Origin of the sequence: Enterobacter cloacae complex sp. 2022EL-00981, from assembly GCF_028737495.1 — a bacterium.
GTDB classification, from domain to species: domain Bacteria; phylum Pseudomonadota; class Gammaproteobacteria; order Enterobacterales; family Enterobacteriaceae; genus Enterobacter; species Enterobacter cloacae.
In genome coordinates this window covers 90,759-116,740 of the sequence record NZ_JAQZRK010000007.1, presented here as the reverse complement: position 1 = coordinate 116,740, position 25,982 = coordinate 90,759, and the positions used below count along the sequence as shown (strand labels likewise).

General features: G+C 56.6%; 19 protein-coding genes. 11 read left to right on the top strand and 8 right to left on the bottom strand.

Translation table 11 applies throughout. The features are described from left to right. Nucleotides 1–240 precede the first annotated feature (240 nt). Nucleotides 241–1,860 (top strand): phosphoenolpyruvate carboxykinase (ATP), encoded by a 1,620-nt coding sequence (gene pckA / locus PUZ33_RS09020; RefSeq protein ID WP_014833557.1) that lies wholly within the window; start codon nucleotides 241–243, stop codon nucleotides 1,858–1,860. 96 nt (nucleotides 1,861–1,956) lie between these two features. Here the strand turns inward: pckA and envZ are convergent, their stop codons facing one another. Beyond that, entirely contained in the window at nucleotides 1,957–3,303 is a 1,347-nt protein-coding gene (envZ, locus tag PUZ33_RS09015; protein ID WP_029882169.1) for a two-component system sensor histidine kinase EnvZ, read from the bottom strand. Beyond that, nucleotides 3,300–4,019: an osmolarity response regulator transcription factor OmpR gene (gene ompR / locus PUZ33_RS09010; protein ID WP_006177890.1), complete on the bottom strand. Its 720-nt coding sequence runs from the start codon at nucleotides 4,017–4,019 to the stop codon at nucleotides 3,300–3,302. Before ompR ends, envZ begins: the two co-directional genes overlap by 4 nt. A 232-nt stretch (nucleotides 4,020–4,251) precedes the next feature. Here ompR and greB point away from each other — a divergent pair, with 232 nt between their 5' ends. The 5 genes from greB to feoC all read left to right on the top strand — a co-directional run bounded on the left by greB (nucleotide 4,252) and on the right by feoC (nucleotide 10,270). Further along, nucleotides 4,252–4,725: a transcription elongation factor GreB gene (greB, locus tag PUZ33_RS09005; protein WP_013099090.1), complete on the top strand. Its 474-nt coding sequence runs from the start codon at nucleotides 4,252–4,254 to the stop codon at nucleotides 4,723–4,725. Between the two features lie 86 nt (nucleotides 4,726–4,811). After that, complete coding sequence (locus PUZ33_RS09000) at nucleotides 4,812–7,142, top strand: Tex family protein (protein WP_058680294.1); 2,331 nt, start codon at nucleotides 4,812–4,814, stop codon at nucleotides 7,140–7,142. 303 nt (nucleotides 7,143–7,445) lie between these two features. Further along, a complete protein-coding gene (feoA, locus tag PUZ33_RS08995) occupies nucleotides 7,446–7,673 on the top strand; it encodes a ferrous iron transporter A (protein WP_010436417.1) in 228 nt (75 codons plus the stop codon). 30 nt (nucleotides 7,674–7,703) lie between these two features. After that, nucleotides 7,704–10,022 carry a Fe(2+) transporter permease subunit FeoB gene (gene feoB / locus PUZ33_RS08990; protein ID WP_058680293.1) on the top strand — a complete coding sequence of 773 codons (2,319 nt, stop codon included), beginning with the start codon at nucleotides 7,704–7,706 and terminating at the stop codon, nucleotides 10,020–10,022. A gap of 8 nt (nucleotides 10,023–10,030) precedes the next feature. Next, complete coding sequence (gene feoC / locus PUZ33_RS08985) at nucleotides 10,031–10,270, top strand: [Fe-S]-dependent transcriptional repressor FeoC (RefSeq protein WP_013099093.1); 240 nt, start codon at nucleotides 10,031–10,033, stop codon at nucleotides 10,268–10,270. Here feoC and bioH read toward each other — a convergent pair. Next, nucleotides 10,242–11,024 carry a pimeloyl-ACP methyl ester esterase BioH gene (gene bioH / locus PUZ33_RS08980; RefSeq protein ID WP_058680292.1) on the bottom strand — a complete coding sequence of 261 codons (783 nt, stop codon included), beginning with the start codon at nucleotides 11,022–11,024 and terminating at the stop codon, nucleotides 10,242–10,244. The genes feoC and bioH overlap by 29 nt on opposite strands. Nucleotides 11,025–11,059: 35 nt before the next feature. On the opposite strand from bioH, the gene gntX reads away from it, so the two are divergent. The 3 genes from gntX to gntT all read left to right on the top strand — a co-directional run bounded on the left by gntX (nucleotide 11,060) and on the right by gntT (nucleotide 14,086). Continuing rightward, a complete protein-coding gene (gene gntX / locus PUZ33_RS08975) occupies nucleotides 11,060–11,743 on the top strand; it encodes a DNA utilization protein GntX (RefSeq protein ID WP_058680291.1) in 684 nt (227 codons plus the stop codon). Nucleotides 11,744–11,804: 61 nt separating this feature from the next. Next, the gene (nfuA, locus tag PUZ33_RS08970; RefSeq protein ID WP_013099096.1) at nucleotides 11,805–12,380 is read left to right on the top strand and encodes a Fe-S biogenesis protein NfuA; all 576 of its coding nucleotides are present in this window, start codon (nucleotides 11,805–11,807) and stop codon (nucleotides 12,378–12,380) included. Between the two features lie 389 nt (nucleotides 12,381–12,769). Further along, a complete protein-coding gene (gene gntT / locus PUZ33_RS08965) occupies nucleotides 12,770–14,086 on the top strand; it encodes a gluconate transporter (protein WP_013099097.1) in 1,317 nt (438 codons plus the stop codon). An 88-nt stretch (nucleotides 14,087–14,174) separates the two neighbouring features. Here gntT and malQ read toward each other — a convergent pair whose 3' ends face one another. Together malQ and malP are read right to left on the bottom strand one after the other, a co-directional pair. After that, the gene (gene malQ / locus PUZ33_RS08960; RefSeq protein ID WP_023619865.1) at nucleotides 14,175–16,253 is read right to left on the bottom strand and encodes a 4-alpha-glucanotransferase; all 2,079 of its coding nucleotides are present in this window, start codon (nucleotides 16,251–16,253) and stop codon (nucleotides 14,175–14,177) included. 9 nt (nucleotides 16,254–16,262) lie between these two features. Further along, complete coding sequence (gene malP, locus PUZ33_RS08955; protein WP_058680290.1) at nucleotides 16,263–18,656, bottom strand: maltodextrin phosphorylase; 2,394 nt, start codon at nucleotides 18,654–18,656, stop codon at nucleotides 16,263–16,265. A 584-nt stretch (nucleotides 18,657–19,240) separates the two neighbouring features. On the opposite strand from malP, the gene malT reads away from it, so the two are divergent. Then, the gene (gene malT, locus PUZ33_RS08950) at nucleotides 19,241–21,946 is read left to right on the top strand and encodes an HTH-type transcriptional regulator MalT (RefSeq protein WP_058680289.1); all 2,706 of its coding nucleotides are present in this window, start codon (nucleotides 19,241–19,243) and stop codon (nucleotides 21,944–21,946) included. A 274-nt stretch (nucleotides 21,947–22,220) separates the two neighbouring features. Here the strand turns inward: malT and PUZ33_RS08945 are convergent, their stop codons facing one another. Genes PUZ33_RS08945 through glpE form a run of 3 tightly spaced genes read right to left on the bottom strand, consistent with a single transcriptional unit; the run spans nucleotide 22,221 to nucleotide 24,206 of the window. Continuing rightward, nucleotides 22,221–22,979 (bottom strand): DeoR/GlpR family transcriptional regulator, encoded by a 759-nt coding sequence (locus tag PUZ33_RS08945; protein ID WP_013099103.1) that lies wholly within the window; start codon nucleotides 22,977–22,979, stop codon nucleotides 22,221–22,223. A gap of 16 nt (nucleotides 22,980–22,995) precedes the next feature. Continuing rightward, nucleotides 22,996–23,826, bottom strand: coding sequence for a rhomboid family intramembrane serine protease GlpG (gene glpG, locus PUZ33_RS08940; RefSeq protein ID WP_058680288.1), 831 nt, complete (start codon nucleotides 23,824–23,826; stop codon nucleotides 22,996–22,998). Nucleotides 23,827–23,873: 47 nt separating this feature from the next. Then, a complete protein-coding gene (gene glpE / locus PUZ33_RS08935) occupies nucleotides 23,874–24,206 on the bottom strand; it encodes a thiosulfate sulfurtransferase GlpE (RefSeq protein ID WP_014833569.1) in 333 nt (110 codons plus the stop codon). 250 nt (nucleotides 24,207–24,456) lie between these two features. Here glpE and glpD point away from each other — a divergent pair, with 250 nt between their 5' ends. After that, nucleotides 24,457–25,965, top strand: a complete 1,509-nt coding sequence (gene glpD, locus PUZ33_RS08930) for a glycerol-3-phosphate dehydrogenase (RefSeq protein WP_020687762.1) — start codon at nucleotides 24,457–24,459, stop codon at nucleotides 25,963–25,965. The last annotated feature ends 17 nt before the right edge of the window (nucleotides 25,966–25,982 follow it).

Sequence of the window (25,982 nt, the reverse complement as noted above, 5' to 3'; positions counted from 1 at the left end):
GTATGCGATTACATTCACATTCTTTCCGATAAAATCACCAGCCATTAACCTTTTCGGAACATTTTCCCCAACAAAAAAGCGATTCCTGCGATAATCCGCCTGCCCTGTGACTGGAGTCGCAGCGTTTTCCGTTAGTAAGGGTTTTGACCAGATACGTAAATCTATGAGCCCCGTCGCGGTTAACAACCTCAGAAAAACCCTACAATTTCAGGCAGTACATATTGGCTAAGGAGCAGTGATATGCGTGTTACTGGTTTAACCCCGCAAGATCTCAAGGCTTATGGTATTCACGACGTCCAGGAAATCGTCTACAACCCCGATTACGATACGCTGTATCAGGAAGAGCTCAATCCAGCACTGGAAGGATACGAGCGAGGTGTGTTGACTAACCTTGGTGCTATCGCCGTCGATACCGGTATCTTTACCGGTCGTTCGCCGAAAGATAAGTATATCGTCCGAGACGAAACCACCCGCGATACGCTGTGGTGGGCTGACAAAGGCAAAGGGAAGAACGATAACAAACCGCTCTCCCCAGAAACCTGGCAGCATCTGAAAGGGCTCGTCACCCAACAACTTTCCGGCAAGCGTCTGTTCATTGTTGACGCTTTCTGCGGCGCTAACGCCGACACCCGTCTTTCCGTGCGTTTTATCACCGAAGTGGCCTGGCAGGCGCATTTCGTGAAAAACATGTTTATTCGTCCAACCGACGAAGAGCTGCAGACGTTCAAACCCGATTTCATCGTGATGAACGGTGCCAAATGCACCAACCCACAGTGGCAAGAGCAGGGCCTGAACTCCGAGAACTTTATCGCCTTTAACCTGACCGAGCGTATCCAGCTGATTGGCGGTACCTGGTACGGCGGCGAGATGAAGAAAGGCATGTTCTCGGTCATGAACTACCTGCTGCCGCTGCGCGGTATCGCCTCTATGCACTGCTCAGCGAACGTCGGTGAAAAAGGGGATGTGGCGGTGTTCTTCGGCCTGTCCGGCACCGGTAAAACCACCCTGTCTACCGATCCAAAACGTCGTCTGATTGGGGATGACGAGCACGGCTGGGATGACGACGGCGTGTTTAACTTCGAAGGCGGTTGCTACGCGAAGACCATTCGTCTGTCTGAAGAAGCTGAACCGGATATCTTCCATGCCATCCGCCGCGATGCGCTGCTGGAAAACGTCACCGTACGTGCCGACGGCTCTATCGACTTCGACGACGCATCCAAAACCGAAAACACCCGCGTTTCCTACCCGATCTACCACATCGACAACATTGTGAAGCCGGTGTCGAAAGCGGGTCATGCGACGAAGGTGATTTTCCTGACGGCGGATGCGTTCGGCGTGCTGCCGCCGGTTTCCCGCCTGACCGCCAGCCAGACGCAGTATCATTTCCTCTCCGGTTTTACCGCCAAACTGGCGGGCACCGAGCGGGGCGTGACGGAGCCAACCCCAACGTTCTCCGCCTGCTTCGGCGCGGCCTTCCTGTCGCTGCACCCGACGCAGTACGCAGAAGTGCTGGTAAAACGCATGCAGGCCTCCGGGGCGCAGGCGTACCTGGTTAACACCGGCTGGAACGGTACCGGCAAGCGTATCTCCATCAAAGATACCCGCGCCATTATCGACGCCATTCTGGATGGTTCTCTGGATAACGCTGAAACCTTCACCCTGCCGATGTTTGATCTGGCTATTCCAACGGCGCTGCCGGGCGTGGATACGCATATCCTTGACCCGCGTAACACCTACGGATCCCCGGAACAGTGGCGTGAGAAAGCGGAAACGCTGGCGAAGCTGTTTATTGAGAACTTCGAGAAGTATACCGATACCCCGGCGGGTGAAGCGCTGGTGAGTGCGGGACCGAAGCTGTAGGTAAAAGCAAAAAGGCAACGAAAGTTGCCTTTTTTAATGGTTTCTCCCTCTCCCCGTGGGAGAGGGCCGGGGTGAGGGCATCAGGCCGCACCCCGATTACCCCTCTTTCACCTGCCCCCGCGTCACCGGCACCGGCAACCAGGCGCGAATGCTCAACCCACCCCGCTCGCTGGTACCAATCTCCAGCAACCCGTTATGGTTATCAACAATACGCTGCACAATCGCCAGGCCTAAACCGGTTCCGCTGGTGCTGCGCGCGCTGTCGCCGCGCACAAACGGCTGGAACAGATGCTTACGCTGCTCGGGCTTGATACCCGGACCGTCATCTTCCACCTGGAACCAGGCGCGGTTGAGTTCCGATCCGCTGCTGACTTTAATCCAGCCATTACCGTAGCGGGCCGCATTCACCACCATGTTTGCCACCGCGCGCTTGATGGAGAGCGGGTGCATACGAACCTGAATTTCACCGGCCTGAAGGTCGGTATCAATCTCACGCTCGTAGCCGCTTTCAGCCGCCACCACTTCGCCCAGCACCGCGTTCAGGTCAGCCATCTCCATCGGCATCTCCTGCCCGGTACGCAGGTAGTCAATGAACTGCTCAATGATGGCGTTACACTCTTCGATATCCTTGTTGATGGACTCGGCGAGATAACCGTCCTCTTCGCCCATCATCTCCGTCGCCAGTCGGATACGCGTGAGTGGCGTACGCAGATCATGGCTGACGCCCGCCATCAGCAGCGTACGGTCATCCGCCAGCTGTTTGACGCCAGCCGCCATATGATTAAACGCGCGCGTCACCGAACGCACCTCCGATGCGCCATATTCACGCAGCGGCGGCGGAATGATCCCTTTACCGACCTGGAGCGCAGCGTGTTCCAGGTCGACCAGCGGTCGGTTCTGTATACGGATAAACAGCCACGCGCCGCCTATCGCCAGCAGCATGATGGCAAGGGTGTAGCGGAACAGCGGCGAGAAGTCGCCCTGGTGGATTTCTGTCAGCGGAACGCGCACCCAGATATTGGGCGACAGCCAGGTTTTCAGCCAGACGACCGGCGAGCTTTTGTTGACCTCAACACGCACCTCCGTCGGGCCACCCAGCTGCTGCGCCATCTGCTGGCTGAGGAATTCATAGTGCTGCGCCCAGCGCAGACCCGCGTCTTCCGCCGCTTCATTCGAATAGAGCGAAATGCCCAGTTCACGGTAGATTTCACGGCGAAACGCCGGAGGAACCACTAACTGCGTGCCGTCCTCCAGCTGCAGTTTATCGGTCATCAGCATACGCACTTCGTACGCCAGGACCTTATTAAACTGCTGAAGGCTCGGCAGGATCGCAAAGTTCAGCACCACCAGGTAGGTTGTCACCAGGCTGACAAACAGCAAGGTGACAATCAAAAGCAGGGTACGGGCAAACGAGCTTCGCGGTGAGAAGCGCATTCGCCTCATGCTTTAGCGCCGTCCGGGACGAACACGTAGCCCAGACCCCATACGGTCTGAATATAACGAGGATGCGCCGGATCTTCTTCCACCATGCGGCGCAGACGAGAGATCTGCACGTCGATAGAACGTTCCATTGCCGAGTATTCACGGCCGCGCGCCAGGTTCATCAGCTTGTCACGGGAGAGCGGCTCACGCGGGTGGCTGACCAGCGCTTTCAGTACCGCGAACTCACCGCTGGTGAGCGGCATTGGCTCGTCTTCACGGAACATCTCACGCGTACCGAGGTTCAGCTTGAACTTCCCGAACGCAATCACCGCTTCTTCCTGCGACGGTGCGCCTGGCAGTTCGTTCGCCTGACGGCGCAGCACGGCACGAATACGCGCCAGCAGTTCACGCGGGTTAAACGGTTTAGGAATGTAGTCGTCAGCGCCAATTTCGAGGCCCACGATACGGTCAACCTCTTCCCCTTTCGCCGTCACCATAATGATTGGCATAGGGTTGCTCTGGCTGCGCAGGCGACGGCAGATAGAGAGCCCGTCTTCGCCCGGCAGCATCAGGTCGAGGACCATCAGATGGAAGGATTCACGGGTCAGCAGGCGGTCCATCTGCTCAGCGTTCGCGACGCTACGAACCTGGAAGCCCTGCTCGGTCAGATAACGTTCCAGCAGCGCACGCAGGCGCATGTCGTCATCCACGACCAGAATTTTGTAGTTCTCTTGCATTGTGTGTACTCCCAAAGGTTCGGATAGTCTAATAACAGCGTATTCTAAAAAAGTGCACGGGTTCGACCAGCGAATTCTGGTATAAATTCTAGTCGAAATTGTTACAAAGCATATTTAACAGCAGCTTATCTGCACAATTCATCACATAAATGATTATTAACGCTGTCTGATAGACTACGTGATACGTAATGTGCGCAATGTTTGCAATGAAGTCGAGTCTGAAGGTCACAGTATGAAAACGCCCCTGATCACCCGCGAAGGGTACGAAAAACTCAAAAAAGAGATGGATTATCTGTGGCGCGAAGAGCGTCCGGAAGTGACCAAAAAAGTTACCTGGGCGGCAAGCCTGGGCGACCGCAGCGAAAATGCTGACTACCAGTACAACAAAAAGCGGCTGCGTGAGATCGACCGTCGGGTACGCTATCTGACCAAATGTCTCGAGAATCTTAAAATTGTCGATTATTCACCGCAGCAGGAGGGCAAAGTCTTCTTCGGCGCGTGGGTAGAGATCGAGAATGATGATGGCAATACCCTGCGCTTTCGCATTGTCGGGTACGACGAAATTTTTGGCCGTAAGGATTACATCTCCATCGACTCGCCGATGGCCCGCGCGCTGCTGAAAAAGGAGGTGGGTGATTTAGCCGTCGTCCAGACGCCTGCCGGAGAAGCGAGCTGGTACGTCAATGAGATCACCTACGTAAAATAGTCCGAGAGCGCCCTCCACGGCTGGCATTTTACCGTGTCAGCCCGTATAACTATCCCCTGATTTTTGACCCACAAGATGATAAAGCCATGATGAAAGATTCGCTCTGCCGCATTATTGCGGGTGAACTTCAGGCCAGAGCCGAACAGGTAGAAGCTGCCGTTCGCCTGCTTGATGAAGGGAACACCGTGCCGTTTATTGCACGTTATCGTAAGGAAGTCACCGGCGGTCTGGATGACACGCAGCTGCGTAACCTGGAGACCCGTCTGGGCTACCTCCGTGAACTGGAAGACCGCCGTCAGGCAATCCTCAAATCCATCGGCGAACAGGGCAAACTGACCAGCGATCTGGAAAAGGCCATTAACGGCACCCTGAGCAAAACTGAACTCGAAGACCTTTATCTGCCCTACAAACCGAAGCGCCGTACGCGCGGGCAGATTGCAATTGAAGCAGGTCTGGAGCCGCTGGCCGAGCTGCTGTGGAACGAACCGTCACACGACCCGGAAACCGAAGCGGCCAAATTTATCGACGCTGACAAAGGCGTGGCAGACGCCAAAGCGGCCCTTGATGGCGCACGCTACATTCTGATGGAGCGCTTCTCCGAGGATGCCGCCCTGCTCTCCCGTGTGCGTGATTATCTGTGGAAGAACGCCCACATCGTCTCTACCGTGGTGGCAGGCAAAGAAGAGGAAGGCGCGAAATTCCGCGACTACTTCGATCACCATGAACCGATTTCAACCGTGCCTTCTCACCGTGCGCTGGCCATGTTCCGCGGCCGTAATGAAGGCGTGCTGCAGCTCTCTCTCAACGCCGACCCGCAGTTTGATGAGCCGCCAAAAGAGAGCCACTGCGAGCAGATCATCACCGATCACCTCGGCCTGCGCCTGAATAACGCCCCGGCGGACAGCTGGCGTAAAGGCGTGGTGAGCTGGACATGGCGCATTAAGGTGCTGATGCACCTCGAAACCGAACTGATGGGCACCGTGCGTGAGCGTGCGGAAGACGAAGCAATCAACGTCTTTGCCCGTAACCTGCATGATCTGCTGATGGCCGCACCTGCTGGCCTGCGTGCGACCATGGGTCTCGATCCGGGTCTGCGTACCGGCGTAAAAGTGGCGGTGGTTGACGGTACCGGCAAGCTGGTGGCAACCGAAACCATTTACCCGCATACCGGTCAGGCGGCGAAGGCTGCTGTAGTGGTGGCCGCACTGTGCGAGAAATATAACGTTGAGCTGGTGGCTATCGGCAACGGTACGGCCTCCCGCGAAACCGAACGTTTCTACCTCGACGTGCAGAAACAGTTCCCGAAAGTGACGGCGCAGAAAGTGATCGTCAGCGAGGCCGGTGCGTCCGTCTATTCTGCGTCTGAGCTGGCGGCCCAGGAGTTCCCGGACCTGGACGTCTCCCTGCGCGGTGCGGTCTCTATCGCCCGTCGTCTGCAGGATCCGCTGGCGGAGCTGGTGAAGATCGACCCGAAATCCATCGGTGTGGGCCAGTATCAGCACGACGTGAGCCAGACGCAGCTGGCGCGTAAGCTGGATGCGGTGGTGGAAGATTGCGTAAACGCCGTGGGCGTGGACCTGAACACCGCCTCCGTTCCTCTGCTGACCCGCGTGGCAGGCTTAACCCGCATGATGGCGCAGAACATCGTTGCCTGGCGTGATGAGAACGGTCAGTTCCAGAACCGCCAGCAGTTGCTGAAGGTAAGCCGTCTGGGGCCGAAAGCGTTTGAGCAGTGTGCGGGCTTCCTGCGCATCAACCACGGCGATAACCCGCTGGATGCCTCAACCGTTCACCCGGAAGCCTACCCGGTGGTTGAGCGCATACTGGCAGCGACCCAGCAGGCACTCAAAGACCTGATGGGCGACAGCAACGCGCTGCGCAACCTGAAAGCGGTCGATTTCACCGACGAGCAGTTCGGCGTGCCGACCGTGACCGACATCATCAAAGAGCTGGAAAAACCGGGCCGCGATCCGCGTCCTGAGTTCAAAACCGCGACCTTTGCCGACGGCATCGAGACCATGAACGACCTGCTGCCGGGCATGGTGCTGGAAGGCGCCGTCACCAACGTCACTAACTTTGGCGCTTTTGTCGATATCGGCGTGCATCAGGATGGTCTGGTGCATATCTCATCGCTCGCCGACAAGTTCGTTGAAGATCCGCATACGGTGGTCAAAGCGGGCGATATCGTGAAGGTGAAAGTGCTGGAAGTGGACCTGCAGCGCAAGCGAATCGCGCTGACCATGCGTCTGGACGAGCAGCCAGGTGAAACCAATGCGCGCCGCGGCAGTAACGGCGGTAGCCGTGAGCAGCAGCGCCCTGCCGCCAAAGGCGCGAAGCCGCGCGGGCGTGATGCGCAGCCTGCGGGCAACAGCGCGATGATGGATGCGCTGGCGGCCGCGATGGGTAAGAAACGCTAAGGTTGTAAATGCCCCTCACCCTAACCCTCTCCCCAAAGGGGAGAGGGCCGGGGTGAGGGGACAAATTATATCGCAAAATATGAAACCGATTGCATATCCATATTTAAACCACCATTTATCACTCCGTTAACAAATACATTTATTATTCCCTGCCCCGTAATTCAGCAAATATTGAGCAAGGTCAAACAGGCCGTAAATTAATACGCTTAACAACATTCCGTCACAGTTTTCATATTGCTGATAAAAACTATTCTCATTATCATCCCATAGTAGATAATTTAACCTTCCGTGGAATCAGGCATTATGCAATTCACTCCAGACAGTGCATGGAAAATTACCGGTTTTACCCGCGAAATTAGCCCGGCCTATCGGCAAAAGCTGCTGTCGCTGGGCATGCTCCCCGGCTCGTCATTCCAGGTGGTGCGCGTGGCCCCGTTAGGTGATCCCGTTCATATCGAAACCCGGCGCGTGAATCTGGTACTGCGTAAAAAAGACCTCGCATTAATTGAAGTCGAAGCCTTATCCCAATAACAAGCCAGCGGTTTCAGTGAGTCGAAAACAATGAAAAAATTAACTATTGGCTTAATTGGCAATCCTAATTCCGGCAAGACAACGTTATTTAACCAGCTCACCGGTGCACGCCAGCGTGTGGGTAACTGGGCGGGCGTAACGGTTGAACGTAAAGAAGGCCAGTTCACCACGACAGACAATCAAGTCACCCTGGTGGATCTGCCCGGCACCTACTCCTTAACCACCATTTCGTCACAAACCTCGCTCGATGAGCAGATTGCCTGTCACTATATTCTGAGTGGTGATGCGGACCTGTTAATCAACGTGGTCGATGCGTCTAACCTGGAGCGTAACCTCTATCTGACGCTGCAATTGCTTGAGCTGGGGATCCCCTGCATTGTGGCGCTCAACATGCTCGACATCGCAGAGAAACAAAAGCTGCGTATCGACGTCGATGCCCTCTCCGCGCGTCTGGGCTGCCCGGTAGTGCCGCTGGTTTCTACCCGTGCCCGCGGAATTGACGCGCTGAAGCTGGCCATTGACCGCCACGCGGGCAACGCCGACGTTGAGCTGGTGCACTATGCGCAACCGCTGCTGCGCGAAGCCGGTCTGCTGGCGCAGGAGATGGACAACAGCATGCCCGCCAGACAGCGCCTGTGGCTCGGCCTGCAGATGCTGGAAGGCGATATCTACAGCCGCGCCTATGCGAGCCATGCCGCAGACAAACTGGACGTGGCGCTGGCGCGTCTGAGCGATGAGCTCGATGACCCGGCCCTGCACATCGCCGACGCGCGCTATCAGGCCATCGCCGCCATTTGCGACGTGGTCAGTAATGCCCTGACGGCCGAGCCAAGCCGCTTTACGGCCGCCGTGGACAAGATTGTGCTTAACCGCTTCCTCGGTTTGCCGATCTTTTTACTGGTCATGTACCTGATGTTCCTGCTCGCCATTAACATCGGTGGCGCGCTACAGCCTATTTTCGATGCTGGTTCTGTGGCGATATTTGTCCACGGTATTCAGTGGCTGGGCTACACCCTGCACTTCCCGGAATGGCTGACCATTTTTCTCGCCCAGGGGATCGGTGGTGGTATCAACACCGTTCTGCCGCTGGTACCGCAAATCGGCATGATGTACCTGTTCCTCTCGTTCCTTGAGGACTCCGGTTACATGGCACGTGCGGCTTTCGTGATGGATCGTCTGATGCAGGCCCTGGGTCTGCCGGGTAAATCCTTCGTCCCGCTGATTGTCGGCTTCGGCTGTAACGTGCCGTCGGTAATGGGTGCGCGCACGCTTGATGCCCCCCGCGAACGTCTGATGACCATCATGATGGCGCCATTTATGTCCTGCGGGGCGCGACTGGCTATCTTTGCGGTCTTCGCCGCGGCCTTCTTTGGACAGGAAGGGGCGCTGGCGGTCTTCTCGCTGTATGTGCTGGGCATCGTGATGGCGATCCTGACCGGGCTCATGCTTAAACACACCATCATGCGCGGGGAAGCGTCGCCGTTTGTGATGGAACTGCCGGTGTATCACGTGCCGCATCTGAAAAGCCTGGCGATCCAGACCTGGCAGCGCCTGAAAGGTTTTGTGCTGCGCGCCGGTAAAGTGATTGTCATCGTCAGCATATTCCTGAGCGCGCTGAACAGCTTCACCCTGAGCGGGCAGGCGGCGGATAACATCAACGACTCCGCCCTCGCCTCCGTCAGCCGCGTCATTACCCCGGTGTTTAAACCGATTGGCGTGCATGAAGACAACTGGCAGGCGACCGTTGGCCTGTTCACCGGCGCGATGGCAAAAGAGGTGGTGGTCGGCACCCTGAACACGCTTTACACCGCTGAGAATATCCAGGAAGAAGAGTTTAACCCGGCGGCGTTCCACCTCGGTGATGAACTGCTCGGCGCGGTGGAAGAGACCTGGCAGAGCCTGAAAGACACCTTCAGCCTGAGCGTACTGGCGAACCCGATTGAAGCCAGCAAAGGCGACGGCGAAATGGCCACCGGTGCCATGGGCGTGATGAGCGAGAAATTTGGCAGCGCGTCAGCGGCCTACAGCTACCTCATCTTTGTCCTGCTCTATATTCCGTGCATCTCGGTGATGGGGGCGATAGCCCGTGAGTCCAGCCGCGGCTGGATGGGGTTCTCCATCCTGTGGGGCTTAAACATCGCCTACTCGCTGGCGACGCTCTTTTACCAGACCGTTAACTTCAGCCAGTATCCGCGCTACAGCCTGGTCTGCATCCTGGCGGTTGTGCTGTTTAACGTGCTCGTTCTCGGTCTGCTACGCCGGGCACGCAGCCGCGTCGATATCAACCTGCTGGCAAACCGTAAAACCGCCGCGACCTGCTGCAACAGCCCGGCGGGCGACTGTCACTAGGGGGAGCCATGGCATCGTTGATTCAGGTTCGTGATTTACTGGCGTTGCAGGGGCGTATGGAGGCAAAACAGCTGAGCCTCAGCCTGCATACGCCGCAGCCGATGATCGATGCCATGCTGGAAAGACTGGAAGCGATGGGGAAAGCCATACGTATTCAGGAAGAGCCGGACGGTTGTCTGTCCGGCAGTTGTAAACATTGCCCGGAAGGGAAAGCCTGTCTCAGGGAGTGGTGGGCACTTCGTGACTGAAGGCGATCAACGCTGAACAAAACTCGGCAGGATGCGAGATAAACGGCGCATGGGCCGCTTTGGCGATTGTCAGCGATTGACTCTCTGGCCACAGTTCATCCAGCAGTGGCACCACTTTGCGTGGAACCAGCCCATCCAGATAACCATAAATGCGCAGGTGCGGCACCGCCAGCACGGTCATCGGCTCACGCAGGTCGACCGTTTTCAGTAATTCGAGTCCCCCGTTCAGCACCTCCACATCCGGCATCGGCAGCGACAGCACGGTTTGCTTCAGCAGACGGGCATCCTTACGGGCGCTCTCTGTCCCCATCGTCTGCAGGGCCAGGAAGCGTTCTACCGTTCGCTGGTAATCTTCGCTCAACTGGCGCTGGAAGTTGCTCAGTACGTCCGGCTTAATACCCGGCCACTCCTCCTGCGCACTGAAGTTCGGCGACGAGGCCACCGTTACCAGCGCCTGCACGCGTTCAGGGTTTGTTAATGCCACTTCACTTGCCACCAGCCCGCCCAGACTCCAGCCGAGCCAGATGGCCTGTTGCGGTGCGGCGGCCAGAACCTGCTGCGCCATCTCTTCAAGCGACATCGCCCCATAGCCGCGGCTGCGGCCAAAACCGGGTAAATCCACCAGATGCAGCGTGAAATGCGAGGCAAGTTCCTCATTTACGCAATGCCATACTTCCGCATTCAGTCCCCATCCGTGCAGCAGCACAAGATGGCGATTTCCCGTCCCTACGGTCTGCCACCACAGCGTCTTCATCAGTTACTGTTCTCTTTTTTACATGGAGGTTGTCTATGCTAACAGTGCCCGGCTTGTGCTGGCTATGTCGAATGCCACTTGCGCTGAGCGCGTGGGGAGTCTGTTCCGTCTGCACGCGTTCGCTGGCAAGCCGCATCATGACCTGCCCGCAGTGCGGTTTACCGGCGTACAGTCCACAGTTTCCCTGCGGTCGCTGCCTGAAAAAGCCACCACCGTGGAGCGCCCTGGTGGCGGTCGATGATTACGTTCCACCGTTAAGCAGGCTTATCCACGCGCTGAAGTTTTCCGGCCAGATTGCGCTGGCTCGCCCTCTCGCCCGCCTGTTATTGCTGGCGGTGTTGCAGGCACGGCACACGCGCGCGCTGCCGAAAGTGGATATGGTGCTGAATGTGCCCTTATACCGGCGCCGTCACTGGCGACGCGGCTACAACCAGAGCGACCTGCTCTGTCGCCCGCTCGCCCGGTGGCTCGGCTGTCAGTACCCAGCCGCTGCGCTGACGCGCCGCCATGCCACCGCCATTCAGCATCAGCTGAGCGCCCGGCTTCGCAAAAGGAACCTCAAAAACGCCTTTCGCCTTGAATTCGCCGTCAAAGGGCTCCATATCGCGATTGTGGATGATGTCGTCACCACAGGCAGTACCGTTGCTGAACTTTCCCGACTGCTTTTGCAAAGCGGCGCCGCGTCGGTTCAGGTATGGTGTCTGTGCCGTACCTTGTAGCCCTTCTCCAATGGGCGTATGATTATACCCAGGTAATTTAGTCAACTATTAGGCCAAAGCTATGATCCGTATTTCCGATTCTGCACAAGCGCACTTTGCCAAACTGCTGGCAAATCAGGAAGAAGGGACGCAGATCCGCGTGTTTGTGATCAATCCAGGCACTCCGAATGCAGAATGTGGTGTCTCCTATTGTCCGCCAGACGCGGTGGAAGCAACTGACACTGCCCTTAAATTTGACCAGCTCACGGCATATGTTGATGAGCTGAGCGCGCCGTATCTTGAAGATGCGGAGATCGACTTCGTCACCGACCAGCTGGGCTCGCAGCTGACGCTGAAAGCGCCAAACGCCAAAATGCGTAAAGTATCTGACGATGCCCCGCTGATGGAGCGCGTAGAGTATCTGCTGCAATCCCAGATCAACCCGCAGCTGGCCGGTCACGGTGGTCGCGTTTCCCTGATGGAAATCACCGACGAAGGCTACGCAATTCTGCAGTTTGGCGGCGGCTGTAACGGTTGTTCCATGGTCGATGTGACCCTGAAAGAAGGGATCGAGAAGCAGCTGCTGAACGAGTTCCCGGAACTGAAAGGCGTGCGTGACCTGACCGAACACCAGCGCGGCGAGCACTCTTACTACTGATTCATTGCCCGTCTGTATTGCCCGGTGGCGCTGCGCTTACCGGGCCTACAAAAATAGTGCGGTCTGATGCCCTCACCCCGCCCCTCTCCCACGGGAGAGGGTGAAAACATTAAAAACGGTAACCTTGCGGTTACCGTTTTGCGTTTACCTCCATATGTTGACCTGCGTCTCATAATTTAAATTTTGCCCTCCAGGGTGATTCTCAATCACGCCATGTTACCCGTATCATTCTCATGGGCACTAAACACACTCATAACAGCCGACTAAACTAAATAGTTTCCAAGGTATCAGTCTTAGTGCCGTTAACCACTCTGTTCCCAGTTGGGACAACCGGAACGTGTCGTTGAAACAATGACGTTACCCATAACAATTCAAAGGCCAGGTAAATCATGCCATTAGTCATCGTTGCTATCGGTGTTGTGTTATTACTGCTCTTGATGATCCGTTTCAAAATGAACGGGTTTATCGCTCTGGTTCTGGTGGCACTTGCAGTCGGTCTGATGCAAGGGATGCCGCTGGTCAAAGTTATTAGCTCCATTAAAGCGGGTGTCGGCGGCACGCTCGGCAGCCTGGCGTTGATCATGGGCTTTGGCGCCATGCTCGGCAAAATGCTGGCGGACTGCGGTGGTGCACAGCGTATTGCCACCACGCTTATCGACAAGTTTGGTAAGAAGAACATCCAGTGGGCAGTTGTGTTAACCGGTTTTACCGTCGGTTTCGCACTGTTCTATGAAGTGGGCTTCGTGCTGATGCTGCCGCTGGTCTTCACCATTGCGGCGGCGGCGAGCATTCCGCTGCTGTATGTCGGTGTGCCAATGGCAGCAGCGCTGTCCGTGACGCACGGCTTCTTGCCACCGCACCCGGGCCCAACCGCTATCGCCACCATTTTCCACGCCGATATGGGTAAAACCCTGCTGTTCGGTACGATTCTGGCCATCCCAACCGTGATTCTGGCAGGCCCTGTTTATGCCCGCTTCCTGAAAGGCATTGATAAGCCGATTCCGGAAGGTCTGTACAGCGCGAAAACCTTCACCGAAGAAGAGATGCCTGGCTTTGGCGTCAGCGTCTGGACCTCTCTGGTCCCGGTGATCCTGATGGCGATGCGCGCCGTGGCAGAGATGGTTCTGCCGAAAGGTCACGCGTTCCTGTCCGTTGCTGAGTTCCTCGGCGACCCGGTGATGGCCACGCTGATTGCGGTGTTGATCGCGATGTTCACCTTCGGCCTGAACCGCGGCCGTTCCATGGATCAGATCAACGACACGCTGACCTCTTCCATCAAAATCATTGCCATGATGCTGTTGATCATCGGCGGTGGCGGTGCGTTCAAGCAGGTTCTGGTCGATAGCGGTGTGGATAAATACATCGCGGCCATGATGCATGAAACCAACGTGTCGCCGCTTCTGATGGCCTGGTCTATCGCCGCAGTTCTGCGTATCGCGCTGGGTTCCGCAACTGTTGCGGCAATCACCGCGGGCGGTATCGTTGCGCCACTGATTGCCACCACGGGCGTCAGCCCTGAGCTGATGGTTATTGCCGTCGGTTCCGGTAGCGTGATTTTCTCACACGTGAACGACCCGGGCTTCTGGCTGTTCAAGGAGTACTTCAACCTGACTATCGGTGAAACCATCAAGTCCTGGTCCGCGCTGGAAACCATTATTTCGGTGTGCGGTCTGGTCGGGGTGCTGCTGTTGAATATGGTGGTCTGATGCCATAAGTCGGGTGGCGGCTTCGCCTTACCCGACCTACATGAGCGCTACCGGATAATAAAAAACCCGCCACTGGCGGGGTTTTTTTTTACTTCTTCGCGACTGCTTTTCGCCGCTTATCCAAATCCTTAATCAGCCTGTTCACCCCGTCATCGGCAAACATCGTCTCAAGCGTGGTGGATAACTTGCGGCGCCAGTTCTTGTACTGATAGCTGGTGCCCGGGATGTTCACCGGCTCCGCCATATCAATCCAGTCTTCCGGCTGCAGGCCCAGCAGGGCGCTGTTGCTGTCGGCAATGTAGCGCTGCAATCCGCGGTTGAGCGTCGGCGTCATCGACATCAGCGACGCTTTATGCCCGGCGCGTTTCGGCAGACAGCCGTGCTTATGCAGTGCATCCAGCAAACCCTGCTTCGCCAGCTCGCGATCCTGATACAGGCCGCGAAGGACATCTTCATCCGGATAGAGACCCAGGGTTTTACCGAGCGTCAGATCGCCGCTTTCCCAATAGCCACGAAGCGTAGGAAGGTCATGCGTCGTCGCGACTGCCATTGACTGTTCAGGGTACGCTTGCGGCGCGCGGAAGGTTTTCTCATGGTCGTTTTCAAAATAGAGCACTTTATAGGAGTAAACGCCGCTGTCGCGAAGCTTACTGACGATTTCTACCGGCACGGTACCGAGATCTTCGCCGATCACCATGCACTGATGGCGCTTGCTTTCCAGCGCCAGGATCGACAGCAGATCGTCAACCGGATACTGAACATACGCCCCGTGATCGGCCGTCTCACCGTAGGGGATCCACCACAGGCGCAGCACCGACATCACGTGGTCGATACGCAGCGCGCCGCAGTTCTGCATGTTGGCGCGCAGCAGGTCGATAAACGGCTCGTAGGCACGCGCCGCCATCACGTGCGGATCCATCGGCGGCAGGCCCCAGTTCTGGCCGAGCGGGCCCAGAATATCCGGTGGTGCGCCTACAGAGGCCTTCAGGCAGTACAGCTCACGGTCACACCAGGTTTCCGCCCCGCCTTCTGCCACGCCAACGGCCAGGTCGCGATACAGACCGATCGGCATCTTATAGCCCTGGCTCACCTGCCAGCAGTCGGCAAACTGGCTGTACGCCAGCCACTGCAGCCACAGGTAGAAGTCCACTTCATCGGCGTATTTTTTACAGAACGCTTTGACTTCAGGCGTGTCGACGGATTGATACGCCTCTGGCCAGACCGGCCAGCCCCAGCGCATTTCGTCCTCTTTCACCTGATACGCATGCAGCGCATCGAACGCCGCCTGCCAGTAGAGGCTCTCGCCCTCCTGCGCCACAAACTGACGGAAGGCAGCCATCTCCTCGTCATCACGCTGAGAAAAGCCTTTCCACGCCAGACGCAGGGCAGCCATCTTCAGCGCCGTCACGGTGGAATAGTCCACCCAGTCTGCTTCGCGCGCCTGCTTCAGCGCCTGCTGAGTGGTGCTAAGTGCCCACCACGCCTGCGCTTCCGGGCTGTTTTTGAAATCGTCTAACGCATTCACGTCGATGTAAATCACGTTCAGCCAGCGACGGGACGACGGGCTGTACGGGCTGGCACTCTCCGGGTTAGCCGGATAGAGGGCGTGGATCGGGTTGAGGCCGATAAACGCACCACCGCGCTCCCCCACCGATGCCAGCATCTTTTTCAGGTCACCAAAATCGCCGATGCCCCAGTTGCTGTCAGAACGCAGGGTGTAGAGTTGCACGCAGGCACCCCACAGCTTTTTGCCTTCGAGCAACGCCTGCGGCTCATAACAACGTTTTGGCGCCACAATCAACCGGCAGTGAAAGCGCAGCTCGTCCTGGGTGAGCGTTAGGGTGTGGTAACCCTCCGGCAGCTTCGCCGGAAGGGTGAGTGCTTTGCCGCCAGTGGCGTGACCCTTGTGCTGATGTCCCTCTTCGGTGGTCAGCAGCCAGGTAAACTCGCCGCGTCCTTCCACCGCCAGCGACATCTTTTTGCCCGCGGTGAAGACTTTAACGTTCGGTACCGGCGTGGCCGACGCTTTCGCGTCGGTTTTGTGCATGGCATCCAGCAAACGTCTTTTGGTGTCGGCGCCAATAGACTGTGGTTTGCCGTGAGCATTAATGTAACTGAGGCTGATCCCCGCCGCCTGCGCGGCACTGTCCAGACGTTTACTCTCCATCGCGCTTCCTTAGCGTTTTGCCTGCCAGATACGAGCCTGATAATCACGGATTGAACGGTCAGAGCTGAACATTCCGCAGCGGGCGGTGTTCAGAATGCACGCCCGGGTCCACGCTTCCTGGTCACGGTACAGCACGTCGACCTGTTTTTGCGCTTCCACGTAGGCCGTGAAGTCCGCCATCACCAGATACGGGTCGCCACCGTGTTTGTCCATGCTGTGCAGCATCTGGTCAAACGCATGCTTATCACCATCGCTGTATTTACCGCTTTCCAGCTCTTTCAGCACCGCATCCAGCACTTTGTCCTTCTTACGCCATTTCACCGGATCGTAGCCTTTGGCCTTGAGGGCTTTCACTTCTTCAACCGTATGACCAAAGATAAAGATGTTCTCTTCTCCGACCTTCTCGGCAATCTCTACGTTCGCACCGTCGAGCGTACCAACAGTCAGTGCACCGTTCAGCGCCAGCTTCATGTTGCCGGTACCAGACGCTTCTTTACCCGCAGTCGAGATCTGCTCAGAGATATCCGCCGCCGGGATCAGCATCTCTGCGGCAGAGACGCAGTAGTCCGGCAGGAACACCACTTTCAGCTTGTCGCCCACTTTCGGATCGTTGTTGATAGCCTCCGCCACTTTATTGATGGCGAGGATAATGTTTTTCGCCAGGTAGTAGCCCGGTGCCGCCTTCGCGCCGAACAGGAACACGCGCGGCACGCGGTCAGCCTGCGGGTTCTCGCGGATCTCTTTGTACAGCGCGAGGATATGCAGCAGGTTCAGGTGCTGACGTTTATATTCGTGCAGACGCTTAATCTGGATGTCGAAAATGGCGTTCGGGTTAATCTCGATACCGGTACGCGCTTTCACAAACGCCGCCAGACGCACTTTGTTATCCCGCTTGATGGCGCGGTATTGTTCGCGGAACTTCGCGTCGTCCGCGTATTTTTCCAGGTTGATCAGCTGGTCCAGATCGTTGGCCCATTCTTTCTTCAGCGTTTTGTCCAGCAGACCGGCCAGCAGCGGGTTGCACTGTTTGATCCAGCGACGCGGCGTGATGCCGTTAGTTACGTTATGGAATTTGGTCGGCCACAGCTGGTGATATTCCGGGAACAGGTCTTTCACCACCAGATCCGAGTGCAGCGCCGCCACACCGTTCACCGCAAAGCCGCTCACCACGCACATATTTGCCATGCGCACCTGTTTGTCATGCACCACGGCCAGCTTCGCCCAGACCGCTTTGTTGCCCGGCCAGGTTTTATCCACCAGCTTTTTAAACTGGTCGTTAATCTTGTTGATGATCTGCATATGGCGCGGCAGCAGCGTTTTCACCAGCTTCTCGTCCCAGCACTCCAGCGCTTCTGGCATCAGGGTGTGGTTGGTGTAAGCAAAGGTGCGGCTGGTGATCGCCCAGGCGTCATCCCAGCTCAGCTGGTGCTCGTCGATCAGCACACGCAGCAGTTCAGGAATAGCGATGGTTGGGTGCGTATCGTTAAGCTGAATCACTTCAAAGTCAGGCAGCTGTGCCAGCTTGCGGCCCGCCAGGTGGTGACGACGCAGAATATCCGCCACGGAGCAGGCGCACTGGAAGTACTGCTGCATCAGACGCAGTTTCTTGCCCGCCAGATGGTTGTCGTTCGGGTAGAGCACTTTGGTCAGCTTCTCTGCGTCGATGCCCTGCTGTTCGGCACGCAGGAAATCGCCGTCGTTAAATTTGGTCAGGTTAAACGGATGCGCATGCTTCGCCTGCCACAGACGCAGCGGTTGCGCCACGCCGTTACGGTAACCGAGCACCGGCAGGTCCCAGGCTTCGCCGATAAACGTAAATGCCGGTTCCCAGAGACCTTGTTTTGATACTTTACCGCCAATGTTCACCTGCACATCCAGCTGCGCGTTGTGGCGGAACCACGGGTAGGTGTTACGGTGCCAGTCGTCCGGCGCTTCCATCTGATGCCCGTCTGCAAATGACTGACGGAACAGACCGTATTGATAGTTCAGGCCGTAACCAATGGCCGACTGCCCAACCGTTGCCATCGAATCGAGGAAACAGGCCGCCAGACGTCCCAGACCACCGTTGCCCAGCGCCGGGTCAATCTCTTCTTCCAGCAGGTCGGTCAGGTTAATGTCGTGTTCTTTCAGCACATCCCCAACCTCCTGATACCAGCCGAGGTTCAGCAGGTTGTTGCCGGTCAGACGACCGATCAGGAATTCCATCGAGATATAGTTGACGTGGCGCTGGCCTTTTACCGGTTTTGCCAGAGGTTGAGCATCCAGCTGCTCTGCGAGCGCACCGCTCACCGCCTGCCACCACTGGTGAGGCGTCATCTCGTTTGCAGCATGAAGGCCAAAACGCTGCCACTGACGCGTCAGGGCAGCCTGGAATTGAGCTTTGTTGAAGGTAGGCTGTGACATAGGGGATCGGCATCCTTTAGAAAGAAAACACAAGTTGGCGCTAGTGTGCCTGGCTCATTTCTCCTCTTCCTCCTCCCGCAGGGGATTAGGCAGGGAGGAGTAGCGGGGATGAGCATAAAAGTGTGATCGAGGCCACTCTGAGAGCATAGTCGGAGTGTGTCAGGAAGATAAAAAGATAACCGGGAAGCGTGTCAGGAAAATGAAATGCAGTTTCGGGTGAAATTAAAACGCGCTGAAATGATTACTTACGTAGAATAATATTTCTGCAACCGGGTCAGAACGAAGAAGATTATTAATTTCACTAAACTTTACCCCGCGTTTATTAAATTTGACGTCACTATACCTTTCTGAAACCAGTTTCAGCGCAGCCGCAGCACAGCCATACAAGCCAGCATTGACGCGGCATCACAGCCCTTTCCAGAAAGTTCCATCATCTCTCTGAATGTTTTGTGACAGAGTGCAAATTCAGAGCCACCAAAACCAGACATAACTTGCAATAGTTCTCTTTCTGGCCGACCTTATATCTATTAATTACGAAGCGCAAAAAAATAAATTCTCTCGTTCCCCACAGTGAAGTGAAACCTATGTTGATTCCGTCTAAATTAAGTCGCCCGGTTCGTCTTGACCATACAGTGGTCCGCGAGCGTCTGTTGGCTAAACTTTCCGGCGCGCATAATTTCCGACTGGCGCTGGTTACGAGCCCTGCAGGTTATGGAAAAACAACGCTCATTTCGCAATGGGCCGCAGGTAAAAGCGATCTTGGCTGGTACTCCCTTGATGAGGGCGATAACCAGCAAGAACGTTTTGCCAGCTATCTGATTGCCGCCATTCAGCAGGCCACCAACGGGCACTGCGTGGCCAGCGAAGTGATGGTGCAAAAGCGCCAGTACGCCAGCCTGTCCTCCCTTTTCTCTCAGCTGTTTATTGAACTGGCTGAGTGGCACCGCCCGCTTTACGTGGTCATTGATGATTATCATCTGATCACTAACCCGGTGATCCATGAGTCCATGCGCTTCTTCCTGCGCCATCAGCCGGAAAACCTGACCCTGGTGGTGCTGTCGCGTAACCTGCCGCAGTTGGGCATTGCCAACCTGCGCGTGCGCGATCAGCTGCTGGAAGTGGGTAGCCAACAGCTGGCCTTTACCCATCAGGAAGCCAAACAGTTCTTCGACTGCCGCCTGAACTCACCGATTGAGGCCGCTGAAAGCAGCCGCCTGTGCGACGATGTCGCCGGTTGGGCGACAGCGCTGCAGCTGATTGCCCTCTCCGCCCGGCAAAACAACAGCCCGGCGCATCAGTCCGCGCGTCGCCTGGCGGGGATCAACGCCAGCCATCTTTCCGATTACCTGGTGGATGAGGTGCTGAACAGCGTCGATCCTTCGACCCGCCATTTCCTGCTGAAGAGCTCCCTGCTGCGTTCCATGAACGACGCGCTGATTGTGCGCGTGACCGGCTGCGAAAACGGTCAGCTGCAGCTTGAAGAGATTGAACGCCAGGGGTTGTTCCTGACGCGGATGGACGATCCCGGTGAATGGTTCAGCTATCACCCGCTGTTTGGCAGTTTCCTGCGCCAGCGTTGCCAGTGGGAGCTGGCGACTGAATTGCCGGATATCCACCGGGCTGCCGCTGAGAGCTGGATGGCGCAAGGCTTCCCGAGCGAGGCTATCCATCATGCGCTCGCCGCCGGTGATGCCGGCATGCTGCGCGATATCCTCCTCAACCACGCGTGGGGGTTGTTTAACCACAGCGAACTGACACTGCTGGAAGAGTCGCTGAAAGCGTTGCCGTGGGAGAGCCTGCTGGAGAACCCGCGTCTGGTGCTGCTGCAGGCCTGGCTGATGCAGAGCCAGCACCGCTACAGCGAAGTGAATACCCTGCTGGCGCGTGCCGAGCAGGAGATGGAAAGCGATATGGATACCACCCTGCACGGCGAATTTAACGCCTTGCGGGCCCAGGTAGCAATCAACGATGGCGATCCGGAAGAAGCAGAGCGGCTGGCGATGGTCGCGCTGGATGAGTTGCCGCTGGCCAATTTCTACAGCCGCATTGTGGCGACGTCGGTACACGGCGAGGTACTGCACTGCAAGGGTGAGCTGACGCGCTCCCTGTCGCTGATGCAACAAACCGAACAGATGGCCCGCCGTCATGATGTCTGGCATTACGCGCTGTGGAGCCTGATCCAGCAAAGCGAAATTTTATTTGCTCAGGGGTTCCTGCAGGCGGCCTGGGAGAATCAGGAAAAGGCGTTCCAGCTGATTCGCGAACAGCATCTTGAACAGCTGCCAATGCACGAGTTCCTGTTGCGTATTCGCGCCCAGCTTCTGTGGGCGTGGTCACGCCTGGATGAAGCAGAGAGCTGTGCCCGTCAGGGCGTAGAGGTGCTTTCCGGCTTCCAGCCGCAGCAGCAATTGCAGTGCCTGGCCCTGCTGGTGCAATGCTCGCTGGCGCGCGGGGATCTGGATAATGCCCGCAACCACCTGAACCGTCTGGAGAACCTGCTCGGCAATGGTCAGTATCACAGCGACTGGGTTTCGAACGCCGATAAGGTGCGGGTGATTTACTGGCAGATGACGGGTGATAAGAAATCCGCCGCCAACTGGCTGCGCCAGACGCCAAAACCTGAATTTGCAAATAACCACTTCCTGCAAAGTCAGTGGCGAAACATTGCCCGCGCGCAGATCCTGCTCGGTGAGTTTGAACCGGCTGAGATTGTGCTGGAAGAGCTGAACGAGAACGCCCGCAGCCTGCGTCTGATGAGCGATCTCAATCGTAACCTGCTGCTGCTTAACCAGCTCTACTGGCAGGCCGGGCGTAAAAATGATGCCCAGCGCGTACTGCTGGAGGCGTTGCAGCTGGCGAACCGTACCGGGTTTATCAGTCACTTTGTGATTGAGGGCGAAGTGATGGCTCAACAGCTGCGTCAGCTTATTCAGCTCAACACGCTGCCGGAGCTGGATCAGCACCGTGCCCAGCGCATCCTGCGCGAGATTAACCAGCACCATCGCCACAAGTTCGCCCACTTCGACGAGAACTTCGTTGAACGCCTGCTGAACCATCCGGAAGTGCCTGAACTTATTCGCACCAGCCCGCTGACGCAGCGCGAATGGCAGGTACTGGGGCTTATCTATTCAGGCTACAGCAATGAGCAGATTGCCGGTGAGCTGGCGGTGGCGGCAACCACCATCAAAACGCATATCCGCAATCTGTATCAGAAGCTGGGCGTGGCGCACCGTCAGGATGCGGTGCAGCATGCGCAGCAGTTGTTGAAGATGATGGGGTATGGGGTGTAGGTTTGTGCGGGCTGATGCCCTCACCCCGGCCCTCTCCCACAGGGCTGAGGAATCCCCAGAAAATTAGATATGGATAAATGGTTGTTTATTGTTCAAAAATGGAGCTAAAAACAACCGATAACTCGACAGAAGATGCACATTTATGAGCGTTTTCTGTCTGTCTACGAGCTGAGTGAATCTAACTGCTCGCAAAATATTCATTCTAATCCTCTGAAACCACTAATAAAAAATTAGTGGGGATTCCTCAGCCCACAGGGAGAGGGAGAAAGGCTTCTCAACATAACTCTAACTGCACATTATTATCTTTAATCACCTGCATCACGCCCGCCGGTGGCATCACATCGGTATAAACCGCATTTACCATGCTGATGCTGCCCATGTTGACCATCGCGTTACGGCCAAATTTGGAGTGGTCCACCACCAGCATCACGTGACGTGAGTTTTCAATGATCGCGCGCTTGGTGCGCACCTCGTGATAATCAAACTCCAGCAGTGAGCCATCGCTGTCGATGCCGCTGATCCCCAGAATGCCGAAGTCGAGACGGAACTGAGAGATAAAATCGAGCGTCGCTTCGCCAATGATGCCGCCGTCGCGGCTGCGCAGTTCGCCCCCGGCGAGGATGATGCGGAAATCATCTTTCTGCATCAGGGTATTGGCCACGTTCAGGTTGTTGGTCACGATGCGCAGGTTTTCGTGATCCAGCAGCGCATGGGCGACCGCTTCAGGCGTGGTGCCGATATCAATAAACAGCGTCGCCCCGTTGGGGATTTGGCTCGCCACTTTACGGGCAATGCGCTCTTTCTCTGCCGTCTGCGTGGCTTTGCGGTCATGCCACGAGGTGTTAACCGAACTGGACGGCAGCGCCGCACCGCCGTGATGGCGCAAAATACGGTTTTGATCGGCAAGATCGTTCAGGTCGCGGCGGATGGTTTGTGGGCTGACGGCAAACTGTTCCACCAGCTCTTCGGTGCTGACGTATCCCTGTTTTTTTACCAGTTCGATAATGGCGTCATGACGTTGTGTTTGTTTCATGAAATATCCCTGGGAATTATGTTCGTTTTCGCGCATGGAGCGTGTCGGCAAACGCCATTGCCAGCCCGACGGCAAGCCCGGTGACGTGTGCACCATTAGCGATAGACATACCAAACAGATCAAACCATCCGGCAATTAGCCATATTAACGCAAAGGTTATCAATCCGCGCTGCAGATAGATGCCACTTTCGGGGTCGCGCTCGCCTCTGAGCCAGACATAGCCCATCAGGGCATATACCACGCCGGATAAACCACCGAACCACGGGCCGCTGAATTTATGCTGCACATAGCCGCTCAGCAGGGCGCTGATAAGGGTGATAACAATCAGCTTGCCGCTGCCCAGACGCTTCTCTACCGCGCCACCGAGATACCACCACCACAGCAGGTTAAAGAGAATATGCATCACCGAGAAGTGCATCAGCGCGTGGGTGAAATAGCGCCAGACGTCGAAATCGAGAGACGGGCCGTACGGCCACGCAAGCGCGATCATCACGCTCTGGTCGCTCACCACGTTCATAATGATGAAGACGATAATGCAGGCCGCCATCAGTAGCAGCGTAAACGGACCTGCGCGCTCGCGAATGGTGGCAAGGAAGGGGAAGCGCCGATAGTGCAGTCCGCTCCCCGTCTGCCCCGACTGCCAGCTCGCGGCGAGATAGCGAGGGTCGCCGGGATTCTCAAGAAAGCGGGCCAGTTCCGCATTCACGCGATCGGCCTGGCTTTCATCCGCCAGCCAGACATCGGTTTTCGTGTGCTGCTGAACGGTCAGGATGATGCCCTGGGTTGCCATATAGTCGACAAACGCCTGGGCGACGCGCGGATTGGTAAAAGAGGTGATCATCAACATGGGCGGCGGTCGCTTATTTCCACACAAAAGGGGACAGTATAGCGGGATCAGCGCTCAAAAGCGTATTCCACTTCTGCCGGGAAATGACGATGCCAGGCATCGAAACCGCCGTCGACGCTGTAGACCGCATCATAGCCCTGCTGAATAAGGTACTGCGCCGCACCTTTGCTGCTGTTGCCGTGATAGCACATCACCATCACCGGCGTATCGAAGTCGTTATCGCGCATAAACGCGCCCAGCGTATCGTTGGTGAGGTGGAACGCACCCGGGGTGTGGCCCATCGCAAAACTCTGCGGATCGCGGATATCCACCAGCACCGCCGTTCCCTGGTGCATCTTCTGGTGGGCTTCTTCTACGTTAATACATTCAAACTGATCCATGGTGTTCTCTTTCTGTTGTTCAGGTTGGGTGCGCTCTGATGCCCTCACCCCAGCCTTCTCCCACGGGGAGAGGGAGAAAAGTTAGTCGCACTATTTTACCCCGTAGTGTACGTCCTGGCGGCGGGTAAACGCCATTATGTTATCCATATCACTCTAAATTGTTTTTTTGATGTTACCAAAAGCGCGTTCCTTTGCTATTATGAGCGATATCGAACATTTCTGAGCTTTAACGAAAGTGCGTGAGGGTGTTATGGAAACCAAAGATCTGATTGTGATAGGCGGTGGCATCAACGGTGCCGGTATTGCGGCAGACGCCGCAGGACGCGGATTATCCGTACTGATGCTGGAAGCTAACGACCTCGCCTGCGCGACGTCGTCCGCCAGCTCCAAACTGATTCACGGTGGCCTGCGCTACCTGGAACACTATGAATTCCGTCTGGTCAGTGAAGCGCTGGCCGAACGTGAAGTGCTGCTGAAGATGGCACCGCACCTGGCCATCCCGATGCGCTTCCGCCTGCCCCATCGCCCGCATCTGCGTCCGGCGTGGATGATTCGAATCGGTCTGTTTATGTACGATCATCTGGGTAAACGCACCAGCCTGCCGGGTTCAAACGGTTTGCGTTTTGGCTCAGAATCGGTCCTTAAGCCTGAAATCGTGCGCGGTTTCGAATATTCCGACTGCTGGGTGGACGATGCGCGTCTGGTGCTGGCTAACGCACAGATGGTTGAGAAGAAAGGCGGCGAAGTGAAAACCCGCACCCGCGCCACCGCTGCGCGCCGTGAAAACGGCCTGTGGATCGTCGAAGCGGAAGACGTGGATACCGGCGAGAAGTTCAGCTGGAAAGCGCGCGGTCTGGTGAACGCCACCGGCCCATGGGTGAAACAGTTCTTCGACGAGGGGATGCATCTGCCATCTCCGTACGGTATCCGCCTGATCAAAGGCAGCCACATTGTGGTACCACGCGTGCACACCCAGAAGCAGGCCTACATTCTGCAGAACGAAGACAAGCGCATTGTGTTTGTGATCCCGTGGATGGACGAATTCTCCATCATCGGCACCACCGACGTGGAGTACAAAGGCGATCCGAAAAACGTCGAGATCGACGAGAGCGAAGTGAACTACCTGCTGAAGGTGTATAACGCGCACTTCAAGAAACAGCTGTCCCGTGATGACGTGGTCTGGACTTACTCCGGCGTGCGTCCGCTGTGCGATGACGAATCTGACTCACCGCAGGCGATTACCCGTGACTATACGCTCGATATTCACGACGTGGACGGTCAGGCACCGCTGCTCTCCGTGTTTGGTGGCAAGCTCACCACCTACCGTAAGCTGGCCGAGCACGCGCTGGAAAAACTGGCGCCGTACTACAAAGGCATTGGCCCGGCATGGACCAAAGGCGCGGTACTGCCTGGCGGTGATATCGGCGACAACCGCGATGATTACGCCGCGAAGCTGCGTCGTCGCTATCCATTCATCACAGAAGGCATGGCGCGCCACTATGCCCGTACCTACGGCAGCAACACGGAATTGATCCTGGGTGACGCGAAAGAGATTGCCGACCTGGGCGAACATTTTGGCCACGAGCTGTACGAAGCCGAACTGCGCTATCTGGTGGAACATGAGTGGGTTCGCCGTCTGGATGATGCCATCTGGCGTCGTACCAAAGAGGGTATGTGGCTGAATGCCGAACAGCAGTCGCGTGTTGCGCAGTGGTTGCTGCAGCATGCGGGGAAGCGTGAGCTGTCGTTGGCGTCGTGATGTAAAAAAGCCGGGTG